This is a genomic window from Streptomyces sp. NPDC036764, from assembly GCF_055609385.1.
Map to the genome: position 1 here is coordinate 430,498 of NZ_JBVJPT010000006.1, position 24,940 is coordinate 455,437.

19 protein-coding genes and 1 pseudogene are annotated in these 24,940 nt (G+C 70.6%); 11 read left to right on the forward strand and 9 right to left on the reverse strand.

Annotation, left to right across the window (positions count from 1 at the left end):
- Positions 1-227 precede the first annotated feature (227 nt).
- The 4 genes from ACZ69Q_RS24790 to ACZ69Q_RS24805 all read left to right on the forward strand — a co-directional run bounded on the left by ACZ69Q_RS24790 (position 228) and on the right by ACZ69Q_RS24805 (position 5,875).
- Positions 228-776, forward strand: coding sequence for a beta-class carbonic anhydrase (locus tag ACZ69Q_RS24790; RefSeq protein ID WP_471045538.1), 549 nt, complete (start codon positions 228-230; stop codon positions 774-776).
- A 316-nt stretch (positions 777-1,092) separates the two neighbouring features.
- The gene (locus tag ACZ69Q_RS24795) at positions 1,093-2,136 is read left to right on the forward strand and encodes an AAA family ATPase (protein ID WP_471045541.1); all 1,044 of its coding nucleotides are present in this window, start codon (positions 1,093-1,095) and stop codon (positions 2,134-2,136) included.
- A complete protein-coding gene (locus tag ACZ69Q_RS24800) occupies positions 2,133-3,494 on the forward strand; it encodes a DUF58 domain-containing protein (protein ID WP_471045544.1) in 1,362 nt (453 codons plus the stop codon). Before ACZ69Q_RS24795 ends, ACZ69Q_RS24800 begins: the two co-directional genes overlap by 4 nt.
- A complete protein-coding gene (locus ACZ69Q_RS24805) occupies positions 3,491-5,875 on the forward strand; it encodes a transglutaminase TgpA family protein (RefSeq protein WP_471045547.1) in 2,385 nt (794 codons plus the stop codon). Before ACZ69Q_RS24800 ends, ACZ69Q_RS24805 begins: the two co-directional genes overlap by 4 nt.
- Before the next feature lie 347 nt (positions 5,876-6,222).
- Here ACZ69Q_RS24805 and ACZ69Q_RS24810 read toward each other — a convergent pair whose 3' ends face one another.
- From ACZ69Q_RS24810 to ACZ69Q_RS24820, 3 genes are all read right to left on the reverse strand, one after another.
- On the reverse strand, positions 6,223-6,615 hold the full coding sequence (locus ACZ69Q_RS24810; protein WP_471045550.1) for a DUF3040 domain-containing protein: 393 nt from the start codon (positions 6,613-6,615) through the stop codon (positions 6,223-6,225).
- Between the two features lie 291 nt (positions 6,616-6,906).
- Entirely contained in the window at positions 6,907-7,677 is a 771-nt protein-coding gene (locus ACZ69Q_RS24815; RefSeq protein WP_471045552.1) for a methyltransferase, read from the reverse strand.
- 184 nt (positions 7,678-7,861) lie between these two features.
- Positions 7,862-8,440, reverse strand: coding sequence for an SAV_6107 family HEPN domain-containing protein (locus tag ACZ69Q_RS24820; protein WP_471045554.1), 579 nt, complete (start codon positions 8,438-8,440; stop codon positions 7,862-7,864).
- Between the two features lie 166 nt (positions 8,441-8,606).
- Between ACZ69Q_RS24820 and ACZ69Q_RS24825 the strand changes: the two genes are divergently transcribed.
- The 5 genes from ACZ69Q_RS24825 (at position 8,607) to ACZ69Q_RS24845 (ending at position 14,759) form a co-directional block, all read left to right on the forward strand.
- Positions 8,607-9,464, forward strand: coding sequence for an ATP-binding cassette domain-containing protein (locus tag ACZ69Q_RS24825; protein WP_471045556.1), 858 nt, complete (start codon positions 8,607-8,609; stop codon positions 9,462-9,464).
- Positions 9,436-11,520, forward strand: coding sequence for a YhgE/Pip family protein (locus ACZ69Q_RS24830; RefSeq protein ID WP_471045557.1), 2,085 nt, complete (start codon positions 9,436-9,438; stop codon positions 11,518-11,520). Before ACZ69Q_RS24825 ends, ACZ69Q_RS24830 begins: the two co-directional genes overlap by 29 nt.
- 23 nt (positions 11,521-11,543) lie before the next feature.
- Positions 11,544-12,173 carry a TetR/AcrR family transcriptional regulator gene (locus tag ACZ69Q_RS24835; protein WP_471045560.1) on the forward strand — a complete coding sequence of 210 codons (630 nt, stop codon included), beginning with the start codon at positions 11,544-11,546 and terminating at the stop codon, positions 12,171-12,173.
- Between the two features lie 401 nt (positions 12,174-12,574).
- Positions 12,575-13,189, forward strand: coding sequence for a DUF4126 domain-containing protein (locus ACZ69Q_RS24840; protein WP_471045563.1), 615 nt, complete (start codon positions 12,575-12,577; stop codon positions 13,187-13,189).
- Between the two features lie 55 nt (positions 13,190-13,244).
- On the forward strand, positions 13,245-14,759 hold the full coding sequence (locus ACZ69Q_RS24845; protein WP_471045565.1) for a phytoene desaturase family protein: 1,515 nt from the start codon (positions 13,245-13,247) through the stop codon (positions 14,757-14,759).
- Between the two features lie 47 nt (positions 14,760-14,806).
- Here ACZ69Q_RS24845 and ACZ69Q_RS24850 read toward each other — a convergent pair whose 3' ends face one another.
- The 6 genes from ACZ69Q_RS24850 to ACZ69Q_RS24875 form a co-directional block, all read right to left on the reverse strand.
- Positions 14,807-15,751 (reverse strand): SCO2102 family sporulation regulator, encoded by a 945-nt coding sequence (locus ACZ69Q_RS24850; protein ID WP_471045567.1) that lies wholly within the window; start codon positions 15,749-15,751, stop codon positions 14,807-14,809.
- Positions 15,752-15,808: 57 nt separating this feature from the next.
- The gene (gene metF, locus ACZ69Q_RS24855; RefSeq protein WP_471045568.1) at positions 15,809-16,732 is read right to left on the reverse strand and encodes a methylenetetrahydrofolate reductase [NAD(P)H]; all 924 of its coding nucleotides are present in this window, start codon (positions 16,730-16,732) and stop codon (positions 15,809-15,811) included.
- 253 nt (positions 16,733-16,985) lie between these two features.
- Positions 16,986-17,648, reverse strand: coding sequence for a thiamine phosphate synthase (gene thiE, locus ACZ69Q_RS24860; RefSeq protein ID WP_471045569.1), 663 nt, complete (start codon positions 17,646-17,648; stop codon positions 16,986-16,988).
- 537 nt (positions 17,649-18,185) lie between these two features.
- Positions 18,186-18,551: an Rv2175c family DNA-binding protein gene (locus ACZ69Q_RS24865; RefSeq protein WP_403455987.1), complete on the reverse strand. Its 366-nt coding sequence runs from the start codon at positions 18,549-18,551 to the stop codon at positions 18,186-18,188.
- A 76-nt stretch (positions 18,552-18,627) separates the two neighbouring features.
- Positions 18,628-19,845: an NAD(P)/FAD-dependent oxidoreductase gene (locus tag ACZ69Q_RS24870; protein WP_471045572.1), complete on the reverse strand. Its 1,218-nt coding sequence runs from the start codon at positions 19,843-19,845 to the stop codon at positions 18,628-18,630.
- A gap of 1,686 nt (positions 19,846-21,531) precedes the next feature.
- Positions 21,532-22,578 (reverse strand): pentapeptide repeat-containing protein, encoded by a 1,047-nt coding sequence (locus ACZ69Q_RS24875; RefSeq protein WP_471045574.1) that lies wholly within the window; start codon positions 22,576-22,578, stop codon positions 21,532-21,534.
- 1,458 nt (positions 22,579-24,036) lie between these two features.
- On the opposite strand from ACZ69Q_RS24875, the gene ACZ69Q_RS24880 reads away from it, so the two are divergent.
- Both ACZ69Q_RS24880 and ACZ69Q_RS24885 read left to right on the forward strand, forming a co-directional pair.
- On the forward strand, positions 24,037-24,540 hold the full coding sequence (locus ACZ69Q_RS24880) for a hypothetical protein (protein WP_471045575.1): 504 nt from the start codon (positions 24,037-24,039) through the stop codon (positions 24,538-24,540).
- A 50-nt stretch (positions 24,541-24,590) separates the two neighbouring features.
- Positions 24,591-24,847 (forward strand): annotated as a pseudogene (locus tag ACZ69Q_RS24885) (polymorphic toxin-type HINT domain-containing protein); the annotation flags it as partial.
- Positions 24,848-24,940 lie beyond the last annotated feature (93 nt).

Sequence of the window (24,940 nt, forward strand, 5' to 3'; positions counted from 1 at the left end):
AGCCTCGCCTCCCGCTTCGCGTCACTTTAGTCCACCGTGTCGCGCGGTCAATCAACCGGCCTGCGCGTCGCCGCTTCGGGTTCGGCAGAAGTCGTACCGCCGGGAAAATGGCTCGTATGGGGGCACTCACACCACCCTTGTGGGTTAGCTCACAACAAGCCTCGATGACGTTCTTTGTCCCCTCTCACAACAGGACCGCCCTGGACGTGACCAGTAACGTCATGGGTATGACGACTTCTGCATCGGTTCCCGCCGGCCCCGACAGTGAGATAGTCCGCCGCGGCACGGTCACCGACCGTCTCGTCGACGCCAACGAGCGCTACGCCAACGCCTTCAGCGACCCGGGCATGGACGCCCGCCCGGTCCTGCACGTCGCCATCGTGGCCTGCATGGACGCCCGTCTCGACCTGCACGCCGCGCTGGGTCTGGAACTCGGCGACTGTCACACCATCCGCAACGCGGGCGGGGTCGTCACGGACGACGTGATCCGCTCGCTCACGATCAGCCAGCGCAAGCTCGGCACCCGCAGCATCGTCCTGATCCACCACACCGGCTGCGGCCTGGAGAGCATCACCGAGGACTTCCGCAACGAGCTGGAGCTCGAGGTGGGCCAGCGTCCCGCCTGGGCGGTGGAGGCGTTCCGTGACGTCGACCAGGACGTACGGCAGTCGATGCAGCGCGTGCGCACCTCGCCGTTCCTGCTGCACGCGGACGACGTGCGGGGTTTCGTCTTCGACGTGAAGACGGGCCTGCTGCGCGAGATCGACCCCGCGTAACCGCCGGAGCGCACTCCGTGCGACGGTCGGCGTGGATGCCGTGCGGCGGACGCCGTGCGACCCTCGCTCGGGCGTCGCGTGACCAGCCGTGGTGCCTGTCGTTTCGCTGTCAGTTTGCGCTCGGGCGTGCCCAAAAGGCCGTAAGACCCGACATATCGCAGGCAGTTGTCCACAGGCGAGTGACACGAATCGGTAACGGCAGCAAGAATGCGGGTGTGGCAGCACGCGGAACACTTCTCGCGTGGTGTCCGTGTTCAAGGGGTGGGCCGGTCCGCGCATCGCGTCGGCCCGGAAAGAACGGGCCGAGGAGGGCCGGGTGACGACCTATGACGATCGAGCGAGCCTCACTGATCTGACCGCCACTGTGGAGCGTGTCCGCAACGCGGTGGAAGGAGTGATCGAGGGCAAGCCCGAGGTCGTACGGCTTTCGCTGACCGTACTGCTCGCCGAGGGACATCTTCTGATCGAAGACGTTCCCGGCGTGGGCAAGACCATGCTGGCGAAGACGCTGGCACGGTCCATCGACTGTTCGGTGCGACGCATCCAGTTCACGCCTGACCTGCTGCCGTCGGACATCACGGGCGTGTCGATCTGGGACCAGCAGCGCAAGGACTTCGAGTTCAAGCCCGGCGCGATCTTCGCCCAGATCGTGATCGGCGACGAGATCAACCGCGCCTCGCCGAAGACTCAGTCCGCGCTCCTGGAGTCCATGGAGGAGCGCCAGGTCACCATCGACGGGACGACCTACGAGCTGCCGAGCCCGTTCATGGTGGTGGCCACGCAGAACCCGGTCGAGATGGAGGGCACCTACCCGCTGCCCGAGGCCCAGCGCGACCGCTTCATGGCCCGCGTCTCCGTCGGCTACCCCAGCGTGGAGGCCGAGCTCCAGATGCTGGACGTGCACGGCGGCGTCTCGCCGCTGGAGGACATGCAGCCGGTGGCGCACGCGCACGACATCGTGAAGCTGATCGACGCCGTGCGCGGGGTGCACGTCGCCGACCCGGTCCGCCGCTACGCGGTCGACCTGGTCTCGGCCACGCGCAACCACCCCGACCTCAGACTCGGCGCCTCCCCGCGCGCGACGCTGCACCTGCTGCGCGCCGCGAAGGCGTCCGCGGCCCTCAGCGGCCGGGAGTACGCGCTGCCCGACGACGTGCAGGCCCTCGCCGTGGCCGTCCTGGCCCACCGACTGCTGCCCACCGCGCAGGCCCAGCTCAACCGCCGCACGTCCGAGCAGGTCGTCCAGGAGATCCTCCAGCGCACCCCCGTGCCCGCCGCGCAACAGCAGCAGCTCGGCTTCGGCGGTCTGGGCCGCGGCACCCCGTCGTACGGCCAGCAGCCGCCGCGGAGGCTGGGATGACCTCCGGCAGTACGGGCCAGGCCGAAGCGGATCACGACGACAAGAGCGGGATCCGCACGGCACTGGCCGGTCTGACCACGCGCGGCCGCTCCTTCCTGGCCGCCGGCATCGCGGCGGCCGTCTGCGCCTACGTCCTCGGCCAGAGCGACCTGCTGCGCGTCGGACTGCTGCTCTCGGTTCTCCCGCTGGTCTGCGCGACGGTGCTGTACCGCACCCGCTACCGGGTCTCGGGCAGCCGCAGGCTCTCCCCCGCGCGCGTGCCCGCCGGCAGCGAGGCCCGTGTGCATCTGCGGATGGACAACGTCTCCCGGCTGCCCACCGGCCTGCTCATGCTCCAGGACCGGGTGCCCTACGTCCTCGGCCCGCGCCCCCGCTTCGTGCTGGACCGGGTCGAGCCGGGCGGCCGCCGCGAGGTGTCCTACCGAGTGCGCTCCGACCTGCGCGGCCGCTATCCGCTGGGCCCGTTGCAGCTCCGCCTGAGCGACCCGTTCGGCATGTGCGAGCTGACCCGCTCCTTCTCGACGTACGACACCCTCACCGTCATCCCGCGCGTGGAGCCGCTGCCGCCGGTGCGCTTCAGCGGGGAGGCGAAGGGGTACGGCGACGGGCGGCAGCGCTCACTGGCGCTGGCCGGCGAGGACGACGTGATCCCGCGCGGTTACCGCTACGGCGACGACCTGCGCCGCGTCCACTGGCGCTCCACCGCCCGCTACGGCGAGCTGATGGTGCGCCGCGAGGAGCAGCCGCAGCGCGCCCGCTGCACGGTGCTGCTGGACACCCGGGGCCCGGCCTTCAAGGGCGCGGGCCCGGACTCGGCCTTCGAGTGGGCCGTGTCGGGCACGGCGTCCGTGCTGGTCCACATGCTGGAGCGGGGCTTCTCCGTCCGGCTGCTGACCGACACCGGCAGTTCGGTGCCCGGCGAGGGCGCCGACGGTTTCGCGGGCGCGAGCCAGGAGTCGGCGGACGCGGCCGGGCTGATGATGGACACGCTCGCGGTGATCGACCACTCCGACGGCACGGGTCTGTCGCGGGCGTACGACGTGCTGCGCGGCGGCAACGAAGGGCTGCTGGTCGCCTTCTTCGGCGACCTGGACGAGGAGCAGGCGACGGTGGCCGCCAAGATGCGCCAGCGCAGCGGGGGCGCGGTGGCGTTCGTGCTGGACAGCGAGATCTGGGGGCGGGAACCCACCGACGTGCCCGGCCCGTTGGACAGAGGCGAGGAGCGGCTGCGGATGCTGCGGGAGGCGGGCTGGACGGCCCTGAGCGTGCCGCGCGGCGCCTCGCTGAACGAGCTGTGGCGCCAGGCGGACCGAGCGCGTACGGACGCCGTCGTGCGGGGCGAGGGGGGAGCTGCATGAGCGGGCGGACACGGATGGCGCTGTGCGCCGCGGCGGCCACGCTGATGGCCGCGTGCGCCCTGCTGCCGCTGGTCTCGCCGGTCACCTGGCTGATGCAGGCGATCTTCCTGCTCGCGATCCAGACGGGCGTGGGCATGGCGACTCGGCGGGTCCCCCTGGCCCGGCCGGTGACGGTGGCCGCGCAGGCCCTGGCCGCGCTGATGCTGCTGACCCTGACCTTCGCCAACCAGCAGGCGATCATCGGCGTGATCCCGGGGCCGGAGGCGTTCGCCCACTTCGCCGACCTGTTGCAGGCGGGCGCGGACGACGTCAGCCGGTACTCGATCCCGGCGCCGCTGTCCGACGGCATCCGGCTGATGCTCATCGGCGGCGTCCTGATCATCGGCCTCGCGGTGGACACGCTCGCGGTGACGTTCCGCAGCGCGGCACCGGCCGGACTGCCCCTGCTGGCGCTGTACTCCGTGGCCGCGGGGCTGTCCGAGGGGGGCGCGGACTGGCTGTGGTTCCTGGTCGCCGCCATGGGCTATCTGATGCTGCTCCTGGCCGAGGGCCGCGACCGTCTGGCGCAGTGGGGCCGGGTCTTCGGCGGGGCGCCGCGGACACCGGGCGGGGAGCCGAGCGGCGCGGTGGCACCGGTCCGCACCGGCCGGCGCATCGGCGTGCTCGCGCTGGGCATCGCCCTGGCGGTGCCGCTGGCGCTGCCCTCGATGAACGGCGGCCTGCTGGACGCCGCGGGCACGGGCGTGGGCTCAGGCAGTGGCGGCGGGGGCACGATTTCCGCGGTGAACCCGCTGGTGTCGCTGCGCGACAGCCTGAACGTGGACGAGGATCGCGAGGTCCTGTCCGTGAAGACCAATTCGGCGGACCTGTCGAACCTCTATCTGCGGATCGTGTCCCTGGACGACTTCGACGGCACCACCTGGCAGCCGTCCAAGCGCAGCATCGAGGCCGTGCCGAACAAGTTCCCCACCCCCTTCGGCCTGGGCGCCGAAGTCCGGCGCGCGGAGGTGGAGACGACCGTCTCGGCGGCGGACTGGTACGCCCAGAACTGGCTGCCCATGCCGTACCCGCCCAGCGGCGTGGACATCAGCGGCAACTGGCGGTACGAACCGCTCGGCATGACCGTGGTCGGCGACCGCCGCCAGACCACGCGCGGGGTGACGTACACCGTGCGCAGCCTCGACGTGCAGCCGACGGCGGAGCAGCTCGCGGGCGCGCCGGAGCCGCCGGCCGCGCTGAAGCGCGAGTTCACCAAGCTGCCGAAGTCGCTGCCCGCGGTGGTCGGCCGGACCGCCCGCCAGGTCACCGAGGGCGCGAGCAGCCACTACGAGCAGGCGGTCAAGCTCCAGGAGTACTTCTCCATCACGGGCGGTTTCCAGTACGACACCAACGTGAAGGTCGGCAGCGGTCCCGGGGCCATCGCCCGCTTCCTGCGGGACAAGGAAGGCTTCTGCGTCCACTTCTCCTTCGCGATGGCGGCGATGGCCCGCTCGCTGGACATACCGGCCCGGGTCGCGGTGGGCTTCGCGCCCGGTACCCCGCAGGGCGACAACTCCGTCTCGGTGGGGCTGCGGGACGCGCACGCCTGGCCCGAGCTGTACTTCGAGGGCGTGGGCTGGACCCGCTTCGAGCCGACGCCGACCCGCGGTTCCGTGCCGTCCTACACCCAGTCGGACACGCCCGGCTCCACGCTCCCGGACGTGGCGCGGCCCTCGCAGTCGACCAGCACGGGCCCGTCCGCCACCCCCTCGACCAGCGAGAGCTGCGCGGGGCAGAAGCCGGAGCTGTGCTCGAGCGAGTCGCCGGAGGCCGCGGTGGCCGTCGGCGGTGACGGCCCGAAGTGGTACGTCCTGCTGGCATGGGCGCTCGGCGGCGCCGCGGCGCTGCTGATCCCGTCTTCACCGATGCTGTGGCGACTGCGGACGAGATCGGTACGGCTGGGAGCGCACGGGCGCGCCGAGGCGGACATCCCGCTGCACACCTTGTCGGTCTGGCAGGAACTGACGGACACGGCCTGGGACTTCGGCATTCCGCCGGACGACTCTCAGACGCCCCGCAAGACGGCCGCCCGCATCGTCCGCCTGGGCCGGCTCGACCCACCGGCCGCTGCCTCGGTCCACCGAGTGGCCGACGCGGTGGAGCAGGTCCTCTATGCCCCCGTCCCCCACCCGACGGCGGGCCTCGCGGAGGACGTCCGGCGGGTGCGGAGCGACCTCCGGTCCAAGGCCGGCTGGACGGCCAACCTGCGTGCGCTGCTGGTCCCCCGGTCCAGCGTGCGCGTGGCCTGGGCGGTGTTGGACCGGTGGAACGCGGTCAAGCGCCGCGCGGCAGCGGCCCGGCCGACGCTGCGGAGGCCGTCGACGCCCGGGCAGCAGGGGTGACGGCACGCGTGAGGCGAGGGTTCGTGCGGGCCCACGCCTGAGGGCGAGGGTTCGTGCGGGCCCACGCCTGAGGCGAGGGTTCGTGCGGGCCCACGCCTGAGGCGAGGGTTCGTGCGGGCCCACGCCTGAGGCGAGGGTTCGTGCGGGCCGCGTTGGCGTGAGCCGCGGGTTCGCGGGAGCCTGAGAGGGGCTGCGTGGGCCAAGGGTGCGCGAGGGCCTGACGTGGCGTGGGCTGACGTGGGCGTGAGGCTGCCGGGCGGCCGGAGCAGGACATGCATCAGGGGGTGACCACCTTGCGGATGGTCACCCCCTGATGCATGTCCGGGAGCTGTTGGGGGCTCTTCGAGTTAATGGCCGCCCTGTTCGTCACGGCGGCGCTGCCAGCGCTGTTCGATGCGGTCCATCAGGGAGCGCTTCTGATGCGGCTGACGGCGGGCCTGCTGGCCGCCCGAGGGCTGTTCGCCCGGCTTGGGGGCCTTGCGCCAACCGGTCACCGCGAGTACCGCACAGCCCAGCATGACGAGGAAGCCCACCACGCTGAGCCACACCTGCTTGGCGACCATTCCAGCCATGAGGAGCGCGATACCTACGAGGAAGCCCGCGACCGCCTGGTAGACCCGTCGCCGGGTGTACGTGCGCAGCCCGCTTCCCTCAAGCGCTGTCGCGAACTTGGGATCTTCGGCGTACAGCGCTCGCTCCATTTGCTCGAGCATTCGCTGCTCGTGCTCCGAGAGCGGCACGGAGTCCTCCTCATCGTGCAGTCGCCGGGGCGACCCGGGGGGTCCCTTCAGGATAGGCAGGGAATCGCCCCCGTGAAACCCGCCCCTCTACGCCAATTGGCCAACCGGGCTCCGGCATGGACGTCCCGGCTCGCTGAGATCTTCATTCCCCAGCGGCCGACCCGTCATGCCGGAACGGTCTCCCTCGATCATACGGCGCTGAGCGCTCGATCGGGGGGCCTGTGGCGTACTCCATGTGCAGCCAAGTCCCTGATCAAGGCGCACCCTGACGGTCCGGGCGCAGTGGGCGGCTCAGGTCTGCGAGGTCTCCCTCGTCTCGCCCAGCACGTGGAGCTGGGTGGCCACCGAGTGGAAGGCGGACAGCTCGGCCGCGGCCTCCTCCAGCTTCAGCAGCGCCTCCAGCGCCCCGGGCTCGGTGTCCACCAGCACCCCGGGAACCAGGTCGGCGAAGACCCGCACGCCGTGCACGGCACCGACCCTGAGCCCGGCCCCCTCGACGAGCCCGGTGAGCTGCTCGGCGGTGAAACGGCGTGGCATGGGATCGCCCTGGCCCCAGCGGCCGTCCGGGTCCTGAAGGGCCTGCTTGGCCTCCTTGAAGTGCCCGGCGAGAGCGCGCGCCAGCACGGCACCGCCCAGACCGGCGGCGAGGAGGCTGAGGACGCCCTCGGAGCGCAGGGCGGCCACCGCGTTGAGGATGCCCTCGGCGGGGTCGTCGACGTACTCCAGGACGCCGTGGCACAGCACGACGTCGTAGCCGCCGCGCTCGGCGACGTCGAACAGGCCGTGGGCGTCTCCCTGCACGCCCTTCACCCGGTCGGCGACCTCGGCCTCGGCGGCGCGCCGCTCCAGGGCGAAGAGCGCGTTCGGGCTGGGGTCGACCACGGTGACACGGTGGCCGAGGCGGGCCAGGGGCACGGCGAAGTTGCCGCTGCCGCCGCCGGTGTCGAGGACGTCCAGCGCCTGGCGACCCGTGGCCTTCACCCGGCGGTCCAGGGCGTCCTGGAGGACCTCCCAGACCACGGCGGTACGCAGGGAGGCGCGGGGGCGCATCGGGTCCGACACGGCGATTGACTCCTCGGCGGGGCACCGCCGTCTGCACGGCGGAGCGAGCGGGCTGCCTTCCTCGGCCCGGGTCACGGGCGGGAAGGCTCCAGGCGCCCTCCACCCTATTGCCTAAGACACCCCACCCGGCCATCGCGGTGCCGCGTGACGCCGTACGTCTCGCACGACGGACACGACGGGCTCCTCAGCCAGCGTCCGGCATGTCGTCCCTCTCCCGGTGCACCCCGCCCACCTCCTCGGTGCTTCCGTCCGCGTCCGTGCGCGGCTGGGACAGGACCGGTTGGAGCACCAGCATCCGCTCGACGAGGCGCAGGAACATCGCCACGTCGCGTATCAGGTCGTCGGCGTCCCGGCGGCTGGCCGCGCCCTGGATGCCCGCCTCGGCCCGGGCGCGGCGCCGGGCACCCGAGGCGAACAGGGCGCTCCACTCGGTGAGTTCGGGCACGATCTCGGGGAGCACTTCCCAAGCGCTCCGGATGCGGGCCCGCCGCCTGGACGTGGGCTCCGGGCGCCCGCGCGCGGCCAGTACGGCGGCGGCGGTGCGCAGGGCGGCGAGGTGGGCGGTTGCGTAGCGCTCGTTCGGCGTTTCCAGAACGGCGGCCTCGTCCAGTCCGGCACGGGCCTGGGCGAGCAGGTCGAGGGCGGCGGGCGGGGCCGTGGTCCGGCGGAGCACGGGGTGCACGTCGCTCGCCGGGCCGGTCAGTGAGGGGGCAGGGCCGGTGGCGCGGCGCCGGCGGGCGGCGGCTGCGTGGTAGCTGGCCATGACGAACCTCCTGTCGTCTGTGTGACGGCATGCCCGATACGGGATGCCGTATGTGCCCATCGTGAGGTATGGCACTGACAATCCGTTCTGACCTGCGGCTTTGCTTCGATCGCGAGTTCGGACTAACTTTTGCACTGACCAGTCAGTTCAAATCGAGGGGGCAGGGATGGGGGGAACCGTGGCCGGAGCCGGCGTCACGGCCCTGGGGCTCGGGCTCAAGGGGCCCCGCGGATGGGCGTTCCGCGGGGTCTCGTTCGAGGCCGGGCCAGGCTCGCTGATCACGATCGAGGGGCCGTCGGGCACCGGCAGGACGTGCCTGCTGCTGGCGCTCACGGGGCGGATGAAGTCCACCGAGGGAACCGCGACGGTGGGCGGGACGGCGCTGCCCAAGCGCATGGCGGCGGTGCGGCGCGTCAGCGGCGTGGCCCACGTTCCGGGTGTGACCGACCTGGACCCGGCCCTGACCGTCGCCGAGCACCTGCACGAACGCGCGCTGCTTCAGCGGCGGTTCGGCGATTCGCTGCGTGGGCTGCTGCGCCCGCGTGCCGAGCGGAAGTCGGAGGAACGGCTTCGGATCGACGCCGCGCTGAAGGCGGCGGGGCTCGACCTCGCTTCCCTGCCCAAGGGATCGCGTACGGCCGTACGCGATCTTGAGCGTCTGGAGGCGCTGCGGCTGTCCCTCGCGCTGACCCTGATCGGGCGCCCGCGACTGCTCGGCGTCGACGACACCGACCTCAAGCTCTCGGACGCCGAACGGGCCGAGGTCTGGGCGCTGTTGAAGTCGCTCGCCGAGAACGGGACCACGGTCGTCGCGGTGTGCAGCGAGGCCCCCGAAGGCACGGTCAAGGTCTCCACAGGGCCGACCGAACCCACCGACACGACCGACCCCACCGACGCGACCGACACGGCGGACACGAACGACTCGGCGGACGAGGCGCCGGCCTCCCAGGACGCGCAGGAAGACGTGCAGGAATCCGACGGAAAGGAGGCCGCCGATGCGCTCGCCGAGGCTGGCCGCGCTTGAGCTGAGGCGCTTCGGCCGGGGGAAGCTGCCGCGTGCCGCCCTGGTCGCGCTGCTGGTGCTGCCCCTGCTGTACGGCGCGCTGTACCTGTGGTCGTTCTGGGACCCGTACGGCCGTCTCGACAAGATCCCCGTGGCGCTCGTCAACGACGACAAGGGGGCGGCCGTCGGGGAGAAGAAGCTGACGGCCGGCGACGACATCGCCAAGGGGCTGCTCGAGAGCGACGTCTTCGACTGGCGCGAGGTCAGTGCGGCCGAGGCCGAGAAGGGCGTCGAGGACGGCACCTACTACCTGTCGCTGACCATGCCGTCCGACTTCAGTGAGCGGATCGCCTCCAGCGCGGGCGACGCGCCGGAGACGGGCGCCCTCCAGGTGCGTACGAACGACGCGAACAACTACATCGTCGGGCAGATCTCGCGGACCGTCTTCAGCGAGGTGCGCGAGGCGGCGTCCACGAAGGCTTCGCGGTCGTTCCTGGACCGGATCTTCGTGTCGTTCTCCGACATCCACGGCGCGACGGTGAAGGCCGCGAACGGCGCCGACCGGCTCGAAGGCGGCATCGGCAAGGCCGAGAAGGGCTCCAAAGACCTCGCCGACGGCCTGAAGGACGCCAAGGAGGGCAGCGGCAAGCTGTCCAGCGGCCTGAGGAAGCTCAACAAGGGCGCGGGCGACCTTGAGGACGGCTCGCGACGGGTCGCGCAGGGCACGCAGACGCTGGCCGACAGGGTCAACGGGATCGACAAGAAGATCGGCCCGTTCCTGAAGGACAACGAGAAGTCCATCGGTGACACCGCCCAACTGGTCGCCGACGCCTCGGGTGCGATCCGCAACAACCTCGACGACCTGGTGGAGCGCGCTCCGGCCGCCGCCAAGGGCGCCCATACGGCCTCCGACGCGCTGGATCTCATCTACAAGGCGCGCTGCGAGGATCCCGTACTGCCCGACCCGGCCTGCTCCGACCTGAAGAAGGCGAAGCAGTCGGCCGCCGACGTGGCTCTGATCGCCGACGACCTCAACACGCTGATCGCCGACCAGAACGGCGATCTGAAGAAGCTCGACAAGCACCTCGCCACGCTCCAGAAGCAGGCCCAGGGCCTTGCCGACCGCGCGCCCCGCCTCTCCGAGGACCTCGACGACGCCGTCGGCCGGATCAACAAGCTCAACCAGGGCGCCACGAAGGTCGCCGCGGGCGCCAAGAAGCTGCACTCCGGGCTCGGCGACGCCAAGGGCGGCGCGGCCGATCTGGACACCGGTGTGGGCGAGTTGAAGACCGGTGCCCACGACCTCAACGGCGGCATCTACAAGCTCGTCGACGGCTCCGGGAAGCTCTCGGACGGTCTGCACGACGGCGCGAAGCAGATCCCCGACTACGACAAGAACGACCGCGACCAGCGCACCGAGGTCATGGCCGACCCCGTCCAACTGCTGTCCAGGGACCTGCACAAGGCGCCCAACTACGGCACCGGGTTCGCCCCGTACTTCATCCCGCTGTCCCTGTGGGTGGGCGCGATGGTGGCGTACATGCTGATCGCGCCGATGAACCGGCGCGCGCTCGCCGCGGGCGCCCCGGCGTGGCGGATCGCGCTGGCCGGATGGCTGCCCGTGGTGGCGATCGGGGTGCTCCAGACGGTGGCCCTGATGTCGGTGCTGCACTGGGCCATCGGGCTCCAGATGGCGCGCGCGGCCGGCACGGTGGGCTTCCTGTTCCTGGTGACGGCGTGCTTCGCGGCGATCGTGCAGTGGCTGAACGCACGCTTCGGGGCGGCCGGCCGGATCCTCGTACTGGCCTTGCTGATGCTTCAGTTGACGTCCGCGGGCGGCACCTACCCCGTGCAGACCAGCCCGGGCTTCTTCAACGCGCTCCACCCCTTCCTGCCGATGAGCTACGTCGTCGAGGCCCTCAGGAGGCTCATCACGGGCGGCGGTCTGGGACCGGTGTGGCACGCGTGCGTGGTGCTCGTCGCCTTCACCGCGGGCGCCCTCGCGCTGACCGCGCTGTCGGCCCGGCGCCGCCAGGTGTGGACGCTCGACCGGCTGCACCCGGAGCTGAGCCTGTGAGCGCGCGCGGGACAATCAGCCACATGGAAAGCAGCAGCGCCGCGTCGGGCGGCAGCACGCGCCGTGAGGCCACCCGGCAGAAGCTCTACGAGGCGGCCGTCACGCTCATCGCCGAGCAGGGCTTCTCCGCCACCACGGTCGACGAGATCGCCGAGCGGGCCGGAGTGGCGAAAGGCACGGTCTACTACAACTTCGCCAGCAAGTCGGTCCTCTTCGAGGAGCTGCTGCGCCACGGCGTGGGCCTCCTGACCGCCTCCCTGCGCGAGGCCGCCGAGCAGACCGCGCGGGAGGGCGGCGGCAAGGTGGACGCTCTGGACGCGATGGTCCGCGCGGGGCTGGTCTTCATCGACCGCTACCCGTCCTTCACACAGCTCTACGTCGCCGAGCTGTGGCGGACGAACCGGGCCTGGCAGTCCACGCTGATGGTGGTCCGCCAGCAGGCCGTGGCGGTCGTCGAGGGCGTGCTGCGCGAGGGCGTGGAGAGCGGCGAGTTCAGCGACGAGATCGATGTCCCGCTGACGGCCGCGGCACTGGTCGGCATGGTCCTGGTGGCCGCGCTGGACTGGAAGTCGTTCCAGCCGGAGCGCTCCCTGGACGACGTGCACGCGGCGCTGTCCCGGCTGTTGCAGGGCCGGGTGAGCGGCCACCGCTGAGGCCGGCCGGAGCGCGCACACGAAAGCGCCGGTTCGAAGTGGCCGCGTCCCCCGCGGGCCACTGTCGAACCGGCGCCTTCTCGTGCTCCCCCGTTTCCCCCGTACGCCCCCCGATTTCCCCCGTATCCCCCCTGGACCCCCGTTCGGTCGATCCCCCGGGTCCCCCGGTCTCACTCCCGCCGACACCAGGCCGGCGGAAGGAGCGGATCCGGGGACGCTCCGTTCCGGCGCCCCGTGTCGCCGGTGCCGGAGCCGATCCCCTTCTCCGTGCCTCCACTCTCTCGTTCACGCAGGTCGCGCCCCATCCGCGCGCGTACTCATCTCGTCGGCTAGGTACGCGTACTCAGAGCTGCGTGCTCATCCCCAAGACCCCGTGTTGACCAGTGGTTACGATCGCCCCCGTGTCTGTACTCCCATTGGTGTTCACAAGCGGCTGGGCCAGCGGCATCAACGCCTACGCCGTCGTGCTGCTGCTCGGCATATTCGGCGCGACGGGGCTGAGCGACGAGGTGCCCGAGGCACTGCAGCGGCCCGACGTCCTGATAGCGGCCGGCGTGCTGTTCCTCATCGAGGCCGTCGCCGACAAGATCCCGTACGTCGACACGGCGTGGGACTCGGTGCACACCGTGATCCGGCCGGTGTCGGGCGCGGTCGTCGCGGCGCTGCTCGCCGGGCAGAACGGGTCGGTGCCGGAGCTGGCGGCGGGCGCGGTCGGCGGTTCCACGGCGTTGGTCAGCCACCTGGTCAAGGCCGGGACGCGGATGGCGGTCAACTCCTCGCCCGAGCCGTTCAGCAACGTCATCGTGAGCCTCGCCGAGGATCTCGGGGTCGCCGCGATCATCACCTTCGCGATCTTCCACCCCGTGGCCGCGGCCTCCGTGGCGGGCGCCCTGCTGCTCGCCGGGCTGTTCCTGCTGTACTTCCTGGTCTCCCGGATCCGTCGCTTCCTGCGGAGCAGGGCCGAGCGGCGGGCCGAGAAGCGGCTCGCGCAGGCGGTGACGCAACGGCCAGGCTGAGCCGTCCTCCCAGGTCGGTGGGCCGTTGTCAGTAGCGGCCGATAAAGTCCCTGGCATGGCGAGGATTGCGGTGATCGGCGCGGGGATGGGCGCGATGGCGGCCGCTGCCCGACTGGCCGTCGCGGGCCACCGGGTGACGGTGTACGAGCGTGCGGAGACGTACGGCGGAGCGGTGCGCCGCTTCGAGCGCGACGGCTTCGGCTTCGACACCGGCCCCGGGCTGCTCACCCTCCCCGCCGTGTACCGCGACCTGTTCGTCAAGACCGGCAAGGAGCCGCTGGAGGCGTGCGTCGAGCTGGTCCAGGTCGACCCGTCCGCGCGGCACGTCTTCGCGGACGGCACCGAGGTGTCGCTGCCGAACGCCTCACGCGCGGGCGTCGTTGCGGCTCTGGACGAGGCGCTGGGCGCCGGAGCGGGCGGCCGCTGGGGCGACTTCCTGATCCGCGCCCGCGAGACCTGGGACCGCACCCGCAGACCACTGCTGGAGGAGCCCCTGTGGCCGAACTGGCAGGTGCTGGCCGAGCGCGAGCCCTACCCGGCGGTCCCGCACAAACGCCTCCTGCGCACCCGCCGGGCGGGCACCCTCGCCGAGGTCGGCGCCTGGGAGCTGCGTGACCCCCGGCTCGTCGCCCTGCTGGAGAGCCACGCGCTGGCGTACGGCCTGGATCCCGGCACGACCCCGGCCAACGCGGCCGTGCTGCCGTATATGGAGCACGCCTTCGGGACCTGGTATGTGCGCGGCGGAATACGGGAGTTGGCGCGGGCCGTGTACGAGCGGTGCCTGGCCAGGAAGGTCGAGTTCCACTTCGGCGTCGAGGTCACCGGGGTCCTGGAGAAGGACGGGTGTGCGGCGGGGCTGGAGCTGGCCGACCGGTCGATGGCGGAGGCCGACTTCGTGGTCTCGGGGGTCACTCCCGGGGTGCTGGACCACCTCATGCGGGGAACGGCGGTGCGCGGCGAGGGCGAGGTCGCGCCCCAGCGCCGGGCGGCGAGCCGGCTGACGGTGCTGCTGGCGCTGCGCGGCGCCCGGCCGGAGGGCACGGCGCACCGCACGGTGGTGCACGCGGAGGACCGTGAGATCGAGCTGGACGCCCTGTTCGGTGCTGCCGGCGGCATGGCCAAGCGGCCCACGGTCACCGTCCTACGGCCCGACGACCCCGCGCTGGTTCCGGACGCCGGCCATGAGGCGATCACGCTCACGTCGACGGTGCCGGCGCAGCCCGACTGGGGCTCGGCAGAAGCGGAGCTCTTCGAGCGACACGTGGACGACGTGATCGCCGTGGCCGAGCGGGCCGTGCCCGGCCTGCGCGACCGCCTCCTGTGGCATGAGGTGCGCACCCCGGCCGACATCGCGGAGGCGACCGGCGCGGCCGGCGGAGCGGTTCCGGCCCCGGCGCTGGCCGCTGCCGAGGGGCGTCTGCTGCACGCGCCGAACGGCACGGCCGTGTCGGGCCTGTTCACGGTCGGCGGCTGGTCCCACCCCGGCGGCGGCCTCCCGCACGCCGGCATGTCGGGTGCGCTGGTGGCCGGGCTGATCGTGGAGGGGCCGGACTTCCAGGGCTCGCAGTGACCGCCGGCCGAGCCGTCCCCCGTGGCTGAGTCGCCCTGCGCAAACCGTCAGAAACGGTACTGCTCGTCGTACCCCTGCCCCTGCTGCTGGCCGTTGCCCTGGTACGGGTACTGCTGTTCCGGCGGGAGTTCGCCGCCGTAGGCCTCGTCGGTGCGCTGCTGCGGGACCCAGACGCCGCTGGACGGGGTCTCGCCGTAGGTACCCGTGGCGTACTGGTCCTGACCGTAGCCCTGCTGCCCGTACTGCTGCTGGCCGTAGGCGTCGTAGGAGGCGCCGTCGTAGGTCTGGGTGCCGACGTACGGGTCGGAGTAGGCGGCGTACTGCTGCTGGCCGTTGGGGTCGTAGCCGTACTGCTGCTGGTCGTAGCCGGCGTAGGCGTCGTAGCCGTAGCTCTGGTCGGCCGTCGCGTACTGGTCCTGGGGCTGGCCCGCGGCGGCGTAGTCCTGATTGGCGGCGGCGTAGGCGGCGTCGCTGTATATGCCGTACGAGCCGGTGTCCTCCGGCATGGGCTGCGGCTCGTAGACGGCGGTCGACTCCGCGGCGAGGGGCTGCCCACCGCGGGTGGGGGTGAAGACGTCGTCGCGGTCGTAGTCGTCGCCGTATCCGGCGCCTTCCTGGCCGTAGGCATCGTCGTGCCCCGTGTACCCGCCCTCGGACGCCTCCAGGTCGGAGACCTCCAGGGTCGGCTCCTGGCGCTCGGGCTCGCCGCGGCGCTTGCTGCCGAGGGGGCCCAGGGCAGGCGCGGAGACCGCCCAGCCCGCCGAGAAGCCGCGGCGGAACGACAGCGTGACGTAGGTCTGGCCGATCGCGAAGGCGGCCGCGCCCAGACCGATGACGATGACCGACGGGATCAGCACCCCGACCACGACGCCGAGGAACCCGACGAAGGCGAGCAGCCGCCAGCGCAGCCGCGCCTTGTACTGCAACAGCACCTCGCCGAGCAGCCACAGCGCGACGATGCCGAACGCGATGTAGAGGACCGTCCAGCCCATGTACGCCCCTCTCCCAGTGGCCGCCTACGCAGTGTGACGTACGTCAGGACGGCCGGTCTAGGCCTGCGGGGGATGGTGCAAGCCCAGGTTCTCGTAGATTTCCAGCGTCGCCGTGGAGTTGTTGAGCGTGATGAAGTGCAGTCCGGGCACTCCCTCGGCCAACAGCCGTGCGCAGAACTCCGTGGCGAACTCGATGCCAATGGAGCGTACAGCCGCAGGATCGTCCTTTGCTGTGAGGATCCGCTCTTTCAGGGCGGCCGGGAAGCCGGCGTTGGTGAGCGAGGGGATCCGCTCCAGCGTCCTCGCGCTGGCAATCGGCATGATCTCCGGGATGATCGGGGTGTCGCAGCCGGCCGCCGACACGCGGTCGCGCAGCCGGAGATAGTCCTCCGGCTCGAAGAACATCTGCGTGATCGCGTAGTCCGCGCCCGCGCGGCACTTGTCGACGAAGTGACGGACGTCGACGTCCCAGTCGGCAGAGCGCGGATGCATCGCCGGGAAGGCCGCGACGCCCACACAGAAGTCGCCGGAGTCCTTGATCAGCTCGACGAGCTCGGCTGCGTAGGTCAGGCCCTGGGGGTGCCGCACCCACTCGCCCAGCGGGTCTCCGGGCGGGTCGCCGCGCAGCGCCAGCATGTTGCGGATCCCGGCGTCGGCGTACTGGCCGATGATGTTGCGCAGGTCGGCCACCGAGTGGTCGACGGCGGTGAGGTGGGCGATCGGGGTGAGCGTCGTGTCCGAGGCGATGGCCTCGGTCGCCTTGACCGTGCCGGCGCGGGTGGAGCCGCCCGCACCGTAGGTCACGGAGACGAAGTCGGGTCCGACGGCCTCGACCCGGCGCAGCGCGTTCCACAGGTTCCGCTCGCCCTTCGGGGTCTTGGGCGCGTAGAACTCGAAGGAATACGTCGTCTTGCCGGTCGCGAGCATGTCGCGCACGGTACGAGCGTGGTCCGACCTGATGGATGCGGTGCCGAGGGCCATACTCGCAGGTTAGCCAGGGGGCACCGGTCCCCCAACCGGACGCCGGACATTTGCCCGAATTGTCTGGTGGTTGTCCACGCCTTGGACAAACAAGGGCCGAACGACGGCCGAATACGGGGGTCGCTCCGCGGGGAAGCGGCCAGGTTGCCCACTGGCTGAGACACGCCCCATCGGCCGATCGACGGGCGATGCGGTGATGCGGTGAGCGGCGATGCGGCGATGCGGCGATGCGGCGATGCGGCGATGCGGCGGCCTAAGCCTGCCGGAGCCGCTTGGCGAAGTCGGCCGCCGCGGCGGCCGGGTCGTCGGCCTCCGTGATCGCCCGTACGACGACGACACGTCGGGCGCCCGCCTCCAGCACCTGGTCGAGGTTGCCGAGGTCGATGCCGCCGATGGCGAACCAGGGGCGGTCGGTACCGAGGGCCGCGGTGTGCCGGACGAGGTCGAGGCCGGGTGCGTGGCGGCCGGGCTTGGTGGGGGTGGGCCAGCAGGGGCCGGTGCAGAAGTAGTCCACGCCCTCCTCGCCGGCGGCCGCGTCGGCCTCCGCGTCGGCGTGCGTGGAGCGGCCGATCAGGATGTCGTCCCCGAGGATCGCGCGGGCGGCGGGGACCGGGAGGTCGCCCTGGCCGAGGTGCAGGACGTCGGCGCCGGCGGCGTGGGCCACGTCGGCCCGGTCGTTGACCGCGAGGAGCTTGCCATGCCGGGCACAGGCGTCGGCGAAGACCTTCAGGTGCTCCAGTTCCTCGGCCGCCTCCATGCCCTTGTCCCGGAGCTGCACGATGTCGACGCCACCGGCCAGGGCGGCGTCCAGGAACTCGGCGAGGTCGCCCTGCCGCTTACGGGCGTCGGTGCAGAGGTAGAGCCGGGCGTCGGCGAGCTGACTGCGGACGCTGCCGGCGGTGACGGTGTCGGACATGCGGTGCCCCCTGTGGTCGGGTTGCCGGGCGGGTGAGACCGGCCGGTGAGGTCGGACGGGTGCCGGACGGTGGCACACGGTAGCCGGAGCCGACGGTACGGCGGGCGCAGCCCTCAGCGTGCGGGCGCAGCCCACGGCGTGCGGACGCAGCCCACGGCGTGCGGACGCAGCCCACGGCGTGCGGACGCAGCCCTCAGCGCGCGGCCCACGGCCCACGGCACGGGCGCCGGAACCTGCGCACAGCGCCTGGGCCCATGGCGCCGGGCCCCTCGGAGGGGTGCACCCAAGAGGGCGGACCGGAGAGGGCGGACCGGAGAAGGCAGACCGGAGAAGGCGGACCCGCCCAACCGGGGACCCGGCGGATGCGCGCGGCAGGTGCTGCCCGCCGCGCGCCCCGCACAGTCGCAGTCGCAGTCGCAGTCGACCAGGGTCCCTGGACACGGCCGCGGTCATCCGCGGCCGTGGCTCAAGGCGGCCCCGGCCTGTAGCCGGACGATATTCGGATTCGCGCCCTTCGCGCGTTTGACGTGCTTCGGATCAGACGGCAAGCGCCTGAGCGCGCCGCTTCACCTCCGTGCCGCGGTTCTCACTGAGGGCCTGCGCGGGGGTACCGGGCAGACTCTCGTCGGGCGTGAAGAGCCACTCCAGCATCTCTTCGTCCGTGAAGCCGTCGTCCCTCAGGAGCGTCAGGGTCCCGGACAGACCCTTGACGACCTTGTCTCCGTCGATGAAGGCGGCAGGGACGTGCAGCGCGCGGTTCTCACCACGGCGTACGGCGATGAGCTGGCCCTCCTTGACCAGTTGCCGGACGCGCGTCACCTCGACGTCGAGCTGTTCGGCGATGTCGGGCAGGGTGAGCCAGGCGGGGACGAGAGCATCAATCTTTGCGTCAATCTCGGTCACGGAAACAAGCCTGCCATCTGCCACTGACAGTCGGAAGTCAGGCCGGTCCACCTGGGATCGGCGTCGCCTCGGCGCGCTAGGCCGTCGCGGCCTTCAGCGGCCTCGCCGGGTCCGTCATCAGGTCCGTGTTCATCGGGGTGCCCGATTCGATCAGCCGCCGCCCCTGCGCGAGGTCCCTCGGCCGGCCCACCGCCAACAGGGCGACGAGGCGGTCGTCCCGCAGCCAGCAGACCGTCCAGGCCGGGCTCGACGGGTCGCCGCGCCACAGGGTGGTGTCGGCGGCGGCGTGGTGGCCGGCGTACTGGACGAAGCGGCCGAACTGCTCGGACCAGAAGTACGGCACCGGGTCGTAGACCGCGAGGGTCTCGCCGAGGATGTTGGCGGCGACCGTGCGCGGGCCCTGGAGGGCGTTGTCCCAGTGGTGGACCAGCAGCCTCTCGCCGTAGCGCCCGGAGGGGAAGGAGGCGCAGTCGCCGACCGCGTAGACGTCCGGCACCGACGTGCGCAGCCGGTCGTCGGCCACGACCTCGCCGTGCGCGCCGAGATGGATGCCGGAGCCGGCCAGCCAGGCGGTGGCGGGGCGGGCCCCGATGCCGACCACGACGGCGCCCGCGGGCACCCGCGAGCCGTCGTCGAGGATCACCGCGCCGGGCTCGACGCGCGCCACGCGCGTGTGCGTGCGCAGTGTCGTCCCGCTGTCCGCGTACCAGGCGGTCATCGGCGCGGCCACCTCCGCGGGCAGCGCCCCCGCGAGCGGCCGGTCGGCGGCCTCCACGACCGTCACCGCGCAGCCCGCCTCGCGCGCGGCCGTCGCGAACTCCGCGCCGATCCAGCCCGCGCCGACGACCACGATGTCGTGCTGCCGGGCCAGCACCGGGCGCAGCCGCTCGGCGTCGTCCAGGGTGCGCAGCAGATGCACGCCGGGCACGCCCTCCGCGCCCGGCAGCCGGATCGGTTCGGCGCCGGTGGCCAGCACGAGGACGTCGTACGGGACGGGCCCGGCCTCGGTGTCCAGTTCCCGGTCGGCGACGCGCACGCCCAGCACCTCGCGCCCCAGCCGCAGGTCGATGCCGAGCGACTCGAAGTCGACGTCGAAGGCGGAGCCCTCGGCCTTGCCGAGCAGCACGGCCTTGGACAGGGGCGGCCGGTCGTACGGCTGGTGGGGCTCGGCGCCGATCAGCGTGACGGTGCCGGTGAAGCCCTGTTCGCGCAGGGCGACCGCCGTCTGCACACCGGCCATGCCGGCGCCGGCGACGACCACTGACCGCTGCGACTGCGTCGTCTGCTCGCTCACCTGATCACCATAGACTCGTGATAGGTATCGCTTACCTGCAAATGGGCTACGCGACGCCCTCGTTACCAGGGATGAAGCACTCGTCGTCTGTCGTCGTCGGCCACCCTCGGACGGCCCACAGACGGCCCGGCGTAGGGCCCCGAGGAGCCGCTAGCGCTAGCGGCAGGGACCGTTAGCGTTAGCGACCCCGCTAGCGACCAAAAATGCTGGTGACCAGCACGTTAGCGGTTAGCGAGCTATCCAGGGCTCCGCACTCGCGCCGCATGGCGCCTCCACAGGGGAGCGCCGCCGGATCGCTATCGGGCTGGGCCGTGCCCGGCCGTCGGTTCGTCGTTGTGGAAGAGTGAGAGGGACCGCCCTTCGGGCGGACGATTCTTGTCCTGTGACACTGAAGGTTGAGCGTGTGCCATCGAAGGCTGAGCGGTGCTCGATGCCTGCGGAGCGGGACGACCAAAACAGAGACGGGTGCCCCCGCACCTTGCCCACGGGGGCACCCCACAACTCCAGCAGCCTTTACGCCGAAGCCTCGGCTTCGCTAGTTATGAGCACGGAGAGGGCGCCGAGAGCTGCTGCGGTGACAGTGTCACCTAGCCACGTAGACAGCACGATGATCCAGAACCAACGGCTTCGCGTCGGCTGACCGCAAGGGGAACTTCGAAAGATGACACCCTTCCTTCGCCTACATTGCGAGTGAGGGTCTGGCCAGACGTGTTACGAAGTATGTCAGGGTTGTAGCACTCTTCTGCCAATGATCGCCAGGTTGCGGTTGGGATTGCCCTATGGTTCCTCACACTTGGCGTCAACTCGCGTTCCTCTGGCACCCACAGTCACGCCGTTACTCGCCGAGTCAGGGCACTTTCCCTCCAGGCAGATACTCCATCGGGTTCCTGGTCGCCTGGCTGCTTGCCCCGCTGCTTGCCCTCGCTGTGAGAAGTCGGGGTGAGCAGCCGTGTGCGGTCCGCGCTTGGGAGCAGGCAACTCGCGGCACTGTCGGTCGGTCATACGGCGCGCCAACCAACTGTCGCTAGGGGACCGGAGAGTCGGGACGTGCATCGTCGACGAGTTGAAGTGGCGTGGGGTGCCCAGCCTGTCCACGGACGGGGATTCTTGCGCGGTGTTCGTTCAGGTCGCTCAAGTCGGATGACGCTCGGGGGGTCGGGCGACTACCGGCTACGCGGCGCCCCCTGACCAGCCCGGTCAGGTTTCGTTGTCACGAACGCGCATCCATCAAGGTTCACTGGCACGCGCTCAACCTCCACCGGCACGGAACAATTCTCGGGCGCCTACGAGTTCGTGGCCTCGGCCCTACGGGGGCCGTCACGCCGTAACGGTGTGACGGCCGCGTCACACCCAAACCCCTAGGCGAACACGGGTGTGACGGGCCCTAACGGCGGCCCGTCACACCCCCTCACAGTGGCCCGTAACGGTCCCTCACAGCCCTGGAATCCCAGCTCGGACACCATGGGACAACTAACCGGCCGGTAGCTGGGGCGGAACCAGACGTGACACCACGACCATCGTGAGCCGACTGCGGAAATGGGTACAGGGCCCGGCGTCCCTGTACCGTCCTAGTCCTGGGCACACGCGGTGGCGTCGGTGGGGGCTTCCTCTTCGGTGAGGTGCGGTGAAGCCTGCGGGTGGAGGCATGGCCTTCGAGGGCTTCCTAGCCTTCTTCCGCTTTTGGCGTCACCCTCCCGAGTCAGTTGGCGGGAAAGGTCCCCAGTCCTGTGGGGCGCCTGTCACGTCCTCGAAGTCGACCGTGCCGCCGCTGTACACCGCGTCGATGAAGGTAACCGCGCCGCCGCTGAACTTCGCGCGGCGGAAGTCGACGCTGCCGGCGCTGAACTTCGCGCCGGTGAAGTCGACGCTGCCGCCGCTGAACTTCGCGCCAACGAAGGCAACCGTGCCGCCACTGAACTCCGCGTCGATGAAGGTAACCCTGCCGCCGCTGAACTTCGCGCCGGTGAAGTCGACGCTGCCGCCGCTGAACTTCGCGCCGCGGAAGGTGACGCTGCCGCCGCTGAACTTCGCGCCGCCGAAGTAGACTCTGCCAGCGCTGAAATCCGCGCCACCGAAGTAGAAGCTGCGGCCGCTGAACTCCGCGCCGCCGAAGGAGACCGTGCCTTGAAAAAGGCTTCCCTGTAGGTACCCGCCGTCGAAAGTGGCGCGGGTGAAGTCGAAGTTGCACGCCGACCAGGAGGTCGGTGCTTGAGGTTGTAGGTGGCTGCGGATGGTTCGGATGATGGTGTGGCGGACCTCGCGTTCGCCCTCCTTGTATGCGACGGGCATCGACGACAGTGATTCGCCCTCCGATGTCGTCGAGGTGGCCTCCAGATTGGGCTCGTACGGCATGCGCAGATAGGCGCACAGAACATCGACGCACACTTGTCGCTGTTCGACCCAGTCGTCGGCGAGCCGGGCCATGGCGTATACGCCAGCCAGGCGCACCGCTGCCTGGTCGTGGCCGAGTTGGTCGGCGGCGGTGGTGAAGCGCTCAGCGAGCTGCTTGTCGTCGGCCCGATGAGCGTCGCCCTCCGCAAGGCGCTGTTTGCGGTAGGCATAGACCCCTGCGAGAACAGCGCCGGCAAAGGTGAGGGTCGCCAGCGCGGTGCGGATCACCTCGTGGGCAGCGACGGGGTTCTCCGGGGTGGCCTCCTTCGACGCGAGAGAGTGAAGGAATTCGTAGATCCCGTAGCCCACGGCCAGGGCCAGCAGGAGGGCGAGCAGGCCCACTACCCAGACGGGCCACAAGCGGGGAGCGTGTCGGCCCCGTGAGGCCGGGTCCCTCTGTCCCCGTCGCGGCTTAGCTGTCACGGCTTGATCATGCTCGTGCCTGGCCCTGACGGGGCGCCGTGGCCGCCGTTCGGCGGAACGGGAACGCTCGCCTGGGTCCGGGGTACTCCCAGCCCTGGGCGCATTTCTGCACGGTGCGCGCACGATGGTCGCATGTCCGTTCGGTTCGGCCCCAGCTACTGGCCGGTCAGTTGTCCCCTGGTGTCCGAGCTGGGAGTCCGGAGCCCTCACACCTGCGCGTAACACCTGGGTGCCGGCGTGCGTCCTCGCCGATGCCGGGCTCGTCGGGGAGGAAGAGCATGAAGGAGCGGCCTACGGCCGTGTGTTCCTTGGCAGCTCGCTACGCTCGCGCGGCGAGCGCCGTAGGGGCAAAGGCCGTGAGGGCCCCTCAGGGCGCTTGGACCCTCTTGCATGGGGTGGAACCTCCCAGAGGCGCGAACGGCCGCCCATGCCCCCACGGAGACGCTGCAATACGGCAGTTCGCGTCTCCCTACGCGCGCGTGCGCGTAGGGCCCTTTGCCCGGAAACTGTGGCAACTTGGAAACTCGCAGGTCAGAGGCGGTTGCAGGGGGTCAACCGGCCCTGTCGACGCAACTGGCGGCATCAACCGACCCAAATCGGTCGGGATGACGGCCCCGGCGGAACGCCGCGCACAAGCAAGAGGAGCACCCCGGGCGGCGCGTGGTGCTCCTCTTGCTTGTGGGCGAGGACGGCAATCCAGGGGGCAGCGGACCTCCCTCCCCGCCTGGAATGCCATCCCGGGGGCCTTCCAAGGGGTGGACGGCAGGCTTTGGTGAGCGTCGCCGGGCCCCTCCCGCTCTGCGTGGCCCACGCCGGCTCTTCAGGTGGGGGCGGCAGTGCGCACCACGATCCCCCGTCCTGAACAGCCGTCCTTCACTCTCTTACTAGAGAGTTGAGGGGAGATAGCGTCCGCCGCGTCCGCCGGGCATCGCACACCCCCTCTGACCTGCACTGTTCCTGCGGACGCTAAACAAAATGTTTAGCGTCCGCCAGCGTCCGCAGCGTCCGGGCACGCTCTGTTGTTAAGAGCGTGTTTCCGCAGGTCAGATCGGCTCTTAGATAGGGGAGGGGTGCGGAAGCTGCGGACGCTAGCCCGAGTCGGGACAGTCGAAGAGACCACCCCCGCGCGGGTGTGGGTGGTCTCTTCAACGCCTGCCGACGACGCGGCGGGGAGCTGCAACATCCAAATGTTGCAACCGCCTGTCCGGCGGATCGGCCGGAGCGCGTGTCGGCGCTCAACGCGGTACGGCGGCCGACGCGCGGGAGCGCAGCCAACTGCCAAAGGTCGCGCGGCCGTAGGCCGCTCTCCATCAGGTGATGTCTATATGGCCCGACTCGCGGATACACTCTCAGGAAGCTACTGGGGGAGGCGGCGCGATGTCGATCATGTGGCTACTACTAATCCTGCTGCCGTTCCTGGTCGTACTTTTCCTGTTTTCGTTCGTCTTAATGGGTGCGGGCAGCTCAGCAAATTGCATTGGAGCCACCGCGCTACTCGTGTGCGGATCAGCACTATTGGTCGACATCGCCTGGCTGATCGTCTATGGCTTCCGCTCTAACACCCAGGCGGCTGGGGCTATTGCGCTGTCCGGCTTGCTTGCTGGCGGCTTTGGGTGGGCGCTAAAAGAGATTCGTCAGTCGCTTTTTTGGCGGGCTCAGGTGCTGATTCGCGAATACCTGAGCGTGGAGCCATTGGAGCGCAGCTCTATTCGAGCGAAGATTTACGAAGACGGCATAATGTTTCGGCTCAATAAATCGATCTACGTCGACGCTCTATCGGCTCTGCATGAGAGTCGTGCGATCAAGATCGTGAATGGGAAGTACACGATGTCTGACGCCACGCCGACCGGGGATCCGGATGGGTCGACTCAGCCCAGTTGACCGCACAGACACGCCGAAACGGCCGCGCGAGCGCAGCGAGCTGCCAAGGGGCCACTGACCCGGAAACCGGCGAGTCGGGGCCCAGAAAGTCACCCGCCTCATCGTCACCGAGGACGACAAACACTTCAACGAGCTGTCCATCGCAACAGCGGACGGCGTCGAGAAGCTGACGGCCACGTACGAGCACCCGTTCTGGTCCCCGTCCGAGGAGGAGTGGGTCGAAGCGGGAGACCTCGACCCGGGCATGACCCTGCTCACCGACGAGGGCGACACCGTCGTCGTCACTGGCAACCGTTCCTTCACTAAGACGTCATTTCAATTGGTGTGATCTTGCGGCAGTCTGGGGCGATGACTGCTGCGCTTGTCGAGCGGATGGCGCCGGAGGACCTGTGGGAACTGT